Origin of the sequence: Mesorhizobium sp. M0019 (assembly GCF_040323975.1) — a bacterium.
In the GTDB taxonomy this organism is placed as follows: Bacteria; Pseudomonadota; Alphaproteobacteria; order Rhizobiales; family Rhizobiaceae; genus Mesorhizobium.
In genome coordinates this window covers 1-5,573 of the sequence record NZ_JAMYVK010000108.1, presented here as the reverse complement: position 1 = coordinate 5,573, position 5,573 = coordinate 1, and the positions used below count along the sequence as shown (strand labels likewise).

The window sequence follows — 5,573 nt, the reverse complement described above, 5'->3', positions numbered from 1 at the left end:
GCATGGATCCCAGGGTCTCCGCGACGGCGCTTCGCTCCTGCTTCGCCCAAGGATGACGAAGTTGGGGAAGTTTCGGCCGATCCCGAATGTTTATGATGGTCCAACGAAACGAACGATGAAATCTTGGCTGCCGATCGGCTTCCAACCCGTCAAGATCGCTGTGCCGGGACTGACTGCTGCCCACCCCGAGCCGTCTTTCGCGTCGGTACTAAGCGTCAGATTTTCACAACCAGACCATGATCCCGAACCGAAGGTCCGCGTACGCGAAAAGTGGAAACCGGTTTTCAAAAAGATCATGATCAAACAAGAAGATCACGTGCGCTGCAGATCGATCCGGGTGGTCACCACACTCTTCCCGGTTTTCGGATCGGTATCGACGACGATCAGCCGCATGCCATTCTCGCCGTTCTTCTCGACCGTCATTTGCGCCCTGCGATCACCATTGACCTCCTTGGCCCAACGGATGCCGAGATTGATTGCGTTGCCGGAGCGGCTGCCGCTCAATTGCGCCGGCCCGGTGCGCGATCCGACATAGGTGCCGGTGTATTTCGTCCCGCTCGATTTGAGATCGGCGCTGATGGCGCGCGTTACCACGATAAGACCGCGGCAGCTGCCGTCGAGCGATAGCGAGCTCGACGTTGCGTCGGAATTGAAATGACAGGAGACATTCACCGTCGGCGCATCGGTGGTCACCTTGACGATGCCTTTGCCGGCGAAATTCCCCTGGAATGAGCGAAGAAAATCCGGATCGTCGGCATGCGCTGCCCCGGCCCCGGCCGTCAGGCAGCCGGCAAGTACAAATCGTGCAAGTGATTTCATCGGACCGCTCCTCGTTGGTATCCAAAACACAGCACGCAAACACCGAGGGACCAACGCTCCCCTCAGCGGCGGGTTCCGGCTTCAACATCACTGTTTGCAACGCTGCACGGCTGGCCCAGTCGAATGCGTCGGCTAGCGGTTGCGATGAAAGCGCCGGCTTGCGACATAGCGCCCATGGCACCCGCACCCTCGATCCCCAAGGCCGCGTTCTGGATGGCGCTGTCGATCGCCTCGTTCCTTGCGATGTCGGTGGCCGGCCGCGCCACGACGGCAGAACTCAACGTCTTCCAGGTGCTCGAGCTGCGCTCGGTGATAGGCTTTTTCATCCTGCTGCCGCTGGTCATGATGTCAGGCGGTTTTCCGGCGATGCGCACCGGGCGTCCGCTGGCCCATATCGCCCGCAACGTCGTCCACTATACCGGCCAGGCTGCCTGGCTCTACGCCCTGACGCTGATCCCGCTTGCGGTGCTGATCTCGATCGAGTTCACGACGCCGATCTGGACCGCGCTGCTGGCGGTCGCTTTCCTCGGCGAAAGGCTGTCCCGGCCACGGCTTGCGGCGATCGTGCTCGGGCTGATCGGCGTGGTGATCATCGTGCGTCCGGGCGTCGGCGCGGTCAATCCGGGACATGTCATCGTGCTGGGAGCCGCGGTCTGCTTCGGCGTCTCGGTGGTCCTCGTCAAATCGCTGACGCGGACGGACAGCGTCGTGCGCATCATCTTCTGGATGCTGATCATCCAGTCGCTGCTTGGCCTCGTCCCGGCGCTTTACGAATGGCGCAACCCGCCGCTTGAGCTCTGGCCGTGGATCCTGCTCATCGCCTTCACCGGCATGTCGTCGCATTTCTGCATGGCCCGCGCACTTGTCTATGCCGATGCGACTGTCATCTCGCCAATGGACTTTTTGCGCGTGCCGCTGTCGGCGGTGATCGGATGGCTGCTCTATCATGAGCAGATCGACGCCTTCACCGCCGGTGGCGCCCTGCTGATCCTCATGGGAAATCTGCTCAACCTGCAGCGGAGGGCACCGCAACCGGCGGAGATCGCCGCTTCATAAGCGTGCGCTAACTCTTAGACCAGTTCCACCTCGACCACGCCCGGCACCGCCCGCATCGCCGACGCGATCTGAGGCGATACGCGGTAGCGGTTAGGCAACTCGATCTCGACCTCGCCCTCGCCGCCTTCCTTGATGACGATGATGCTCACCTGACTGTCGCCACGCTGGCCAAGCCGCGATTGGATTGTCGATGCCGGTGCGTCATTTCTGACGAAGATGCGCAACGCTTTCTGGATACGGCTTGCCTCTTCCTCCAACGACTGCACGGTCTGGATGCGCAGATTGACGCCTTCAGGCCTGTCCTCGGCCGAAACGGTGATCACCACCGAGCGGCCGGGTTCGAGCAAGTCGCGGTATTGCGCCAGCCCCTCGGAAAACAGCACCGCTTCATACTGGCCGGACGTGTCGGAGAACTGCACGACGCCCATCTTGTTGCCGGTGCGCGTCTTGCGCTCCTGCTTGGTGGTCACCGTGCCGGCGAGCCGGCCGGCGGCAGCACCGCGTTTGACGGCGGCCGAAAACTCGCCCCAGGTCTGCACCCGCATTTTCTGCAGCGCCGCCTTGTATTCGTCGAGCGGATGCGCCGAGAGATAGAACCCGACCACCTGGAATTCACGGTGCAGGCGGTCGGCGGCGAGCCAGGGATCGGTCGCCGGCAAGTTGAGCGCCTGCGACTGTGCGCCGAGCGAGGCGCCAAAGATGTCATGCTGGCCGGTGACGGCATTCTGCTGCGCCAGCGACGCCAGCCCCATCATCCGCTCGACGCCGGCCATCATCGCCGCGCGGTCATGACCAAAGCAGTCGAGCGCGCCGGCCATGATCAGGCTTTCGAAGACGCGCTTGCCGACGATCTTCGGATCGACCCTTTCACAGAAATCGGCGAGGCTCTTGAAGGGTTTTTCGCCGCGCGTGGCGACGATGTGCTCGACCGCCGCGTCGCCGACGCCCTTGAGCGCGGCCAGCGAATAGAAGATGCGGTTCTCGCCGACCTCGAAATCCCGGAACGACGTCATGACCGACGGCGCCACCACCTCGATGCCGAGGCGCAGCGCATCCTGGCGGAAATCGGCGAGCTTGTCCGTATTGCCCATGTCGAGCGTCATCGATGCCGCCAGGAATTCGACGGGGTAATGCGCCTTCAGATAGGCGGTCTGGTAGGAGACGACGGCATAGGCGGCGGCATGCGATTTGTTGAAACCGTAGTCGGCAAACTTTGCCAGCAGGTCGAAGATGAAGTCGGCTTGCGGCTTGCCGACGCCGCGCTCGACCGCGCCCGAAACAAAGCGCTCGCGCTGCTTGTCCATCTCGGCGCGGATCTTCTTGCCCATGGCGCGGCGCAGCAGATCGGCTTCGCCCAGCGAATAGCCGGAGAGCTCCTGCGCGATCTGCATCACCTGTTCCTGGTAGACGATGACGCCTTGCGTCTCCTTGACGAGATGGTCGATCTTCGGGTGGATCGACGCCATCTCCTCCTCGCCGTGCTTTCTGGCGTTGTAGGTCGGTATGTTCTCCATCGGCCCCGGCCGGTAGAGCGCGACCAGCGCGATAATGTCCTCGATACAGTCGGGCCGCATGCCGATCAGCGCCTTGCGCATGCCGGCACTTTCCACCTGGAACACGCCGACCACCTCGCCGCGCGACAGCATGGCGTAGGTTTCGGGGTCGTCGAGCGGAATGTGGGCAAGATCGATCTCGATGCCGCGGCGGCGGATCAGCTTGACGGCCCTGTCCAGCACCGTCAGCGTCTTCAGGCCAAGGAAGTCGAATTTCACCAGCCCGGCCTGCTCGACATATTTCATGTTGAACTGCGTGACCGGCATGTCCGAGCGCGGATCGCGGTACATCGGCACCAGCTCCGACAGCGGCCGGTCGCCGATGACGATGCCGGCGGCGTGCGTCGAGGCGTGCCGATAAAGACCTTCCAGTTTCTGCGCCGTATCGAGCAGCGTCTGCACGATCGGCTCACGCTCCGCCTCTTCGGCAAAGCGCGGCTCGTTGGCGATGGCGTCGGCGAGCTTGACCGGATTGGCCGGGTTCGACGGCACCATCTTGCTCAGCTTGTCGACCTGCCCGTAAGGCATTTGCAGCACGCGGCCGACGTCGCGCAGCACCGCGCGCGCCTGCAGCGTGCCGAAGGTGATGATCTGGCCAACCTGGTCGCGGCCGTATTTCTGTTGGACGTAGCGGATGACTTCCTCGCGCCGGTCCTGGCAGAAGTCGATGTCGAAGTCGGGCATCGACACGCGGTCGGGATTGAGGAAGCGCTCGAACAGCAGCGAAAAACGCAGTGGGTCGATGTCGGTGATGGTCGTGGCATAGGCGACCAGCGAGCCGGCGCCCGAACCGCGGCCCGGGCCGACCGGGATCCCTTGTGCCTTGGCCCATTTGATGAAGTCGGCAACGATCAGGAAATAGCCCGGATATTTCATCTTCTCGATGACGCCGAGCTCGAAATCCAGCCTTTCGCGATATTGCTCGACCGTGTAGCCCGGCGTCGGCCCGTGCGCCGCCAGCCGCGCCTCCAGCCCTTCATGCGCCTGCCTGGCAAGCTCCTGCGCCTCCGCCTTGACCGCAGCATCGGCGTCGGCGACATCGCGGCCGGCAAAGCGCGGCAGAATCGGATTGCGGGTCTTCGGGTAATACGAGCAGCGCAGCGCGATCTCGACGGTGTTGTCGATTGCTTCCGGCAGGTCGGCGAACAGCCTCGCCATATCGGCCTGGCTTCTCAGGAAGTGGTCGGGCGAAAGGCGGCGGCGATTGTCGGCCGCAACCACGGAACCTTCGGCGATGGCGATCAGGGCGTCATGCGCCTCATAGTCTTCACGAGAGAAGAAAAACGCCTCGTTGGTGGCAACCAGCGGCAGATCGTGGCGGTAGGCGAGATCGACCGACGACTGCTCGATGGCGCGGTCGTAGCCGGACACGCGCTCAAGCTCGACATAGAGCCGGTCGCCGAACAGGCCCTTGAGCGCCGAGAGCCGGGTCTCGGCGAGTTCGCGGCGATCCTGTTTCAAGGCAGTGCCGATCGGACCGCGCGGCCCGCCCGTAAGGCAGATCAGACCGTCGGTGTGGCCCTGCAGCATCTCGCTCGTCAGATGCACCGCTTCGCCGGGCGGTGTCTCGAGGTAGACGCGGCTGACCAGCCTGACCAGATTGCCGTAGCCGGCCTCGGTTGCGGCGATCAGGACGACCGGCCGCATCTCCGGTCCTTGCCGCCTGCGGTCGCGCTGGCTGTCGCTCGCCTCGCCGGAAAAGGCGAGGTCGATCTGGCAGCCGATGATCGGCTGGATGCCGTCCTTTACCGCCTTCTGGGCGAATTCCAGCGCGCCGAACAGATTGTTGGTGTCGGTGACGGCGATTGCCGGGCATTCGTCCTGCACCGCATGGCCGACGATCTTGCCGAGCTGCAAGGCACCTTCGAGCAGCGAATAGGCCGAATGCACGCGCAGATGAATGAACCGACGCGCCGCCGCCTCCGCCCGCGACGCCTTTGCATAGGCCTCGCGCAGCAAGGGATCGCGTGGAAGTCTCTCATCCGCCATGGTTTTTTCGCGCCGCCTCACAAGGACTCAGTCGATGAAGATGTATTGTCCGGCACCGGGTAACATGAGTCCAGCGGGAGTGATTGGAGCTTTGTGAACTTAGCAATCGCTTCCGCCGGCAGAAAGGCGCTGCCACCGAAGCTGCCAATCTCCCCC

General features: G+C 63.3%; 3 protein-coding genes. 1 reads left to right on the top strand and 2 read right to left on the bottom strand.

What is annotated here, in order from left to right:
• Positions 1-312 precede the first annotated feature (312 nt).
• The gene (locus tag NKK47_RS34670; protein ID WP_352458806.1) at positions 313-819 is read right to left on the bottom strand and encodes a hypothetical protein; all 507 of its coding nucleotides are present in this window, start codon (positions 817-819) and stop codon (positions 313-315) included.
• A 174-nt stretch (positions 820-993) separates the two neighbouring features.
• Between NKK47_RS34670 and NKK47_RS34665 the strand changes: the two genes are divergently transcribed.
• Positions 994-1,875 carry a DMT family transporter gene (locus NKK47_RS34665; protein ID WP_352458805.1) on the top strand — a complete coding sequence of 294 codons (882 nt, stop codon included), beginning with the start codon at positions 994-996 and terminating at the stop codon, positions 1,873-1,875.
• Positions 1,876-1,889: 14 nt separating this feature from the next.
• Here NKK47_RS34665 and dnaE read toward each other — a convergent pair whose 3' ends face one another.
• A complete protein-coding gene (gene dnaE / locus NKK47_RS34660; protein WP_352458804.1) occupies positions 1,890-5,417 on the bottom strand; it encodes a DNA polymerase III subunit alpha in 3,528 nt (1,175 codons plus the stop codon).
• Between the last annotated feature and the right edge of the window lie 156 nt (positions 5,418-5,573).

Bases quoted from the DNA above. Each gene is read 5' to 3' on its own strand.
- dnaE (WP_352458804.1), bottom strand. From the start codon at position 5,417: ATGGCGGATGAGAGACTTCCACGCGATCCCTTGCTGCGCGAGGCCTAT.
- NKK47_RS34665 (WP_352458805.1), top strand. From the start codon at position 994: ATGGCACCCGCACCCTCGATCCCCAAGGCCGCGTTCTGGATGGCGCTG.
- NKK47_RS34670 (WP_352458806.1), bottom strand. From the start codon at position 819: ATGAAATCACTTGCACGATTTGTACTTGCCGGCTGCCTGACGGCCGGG.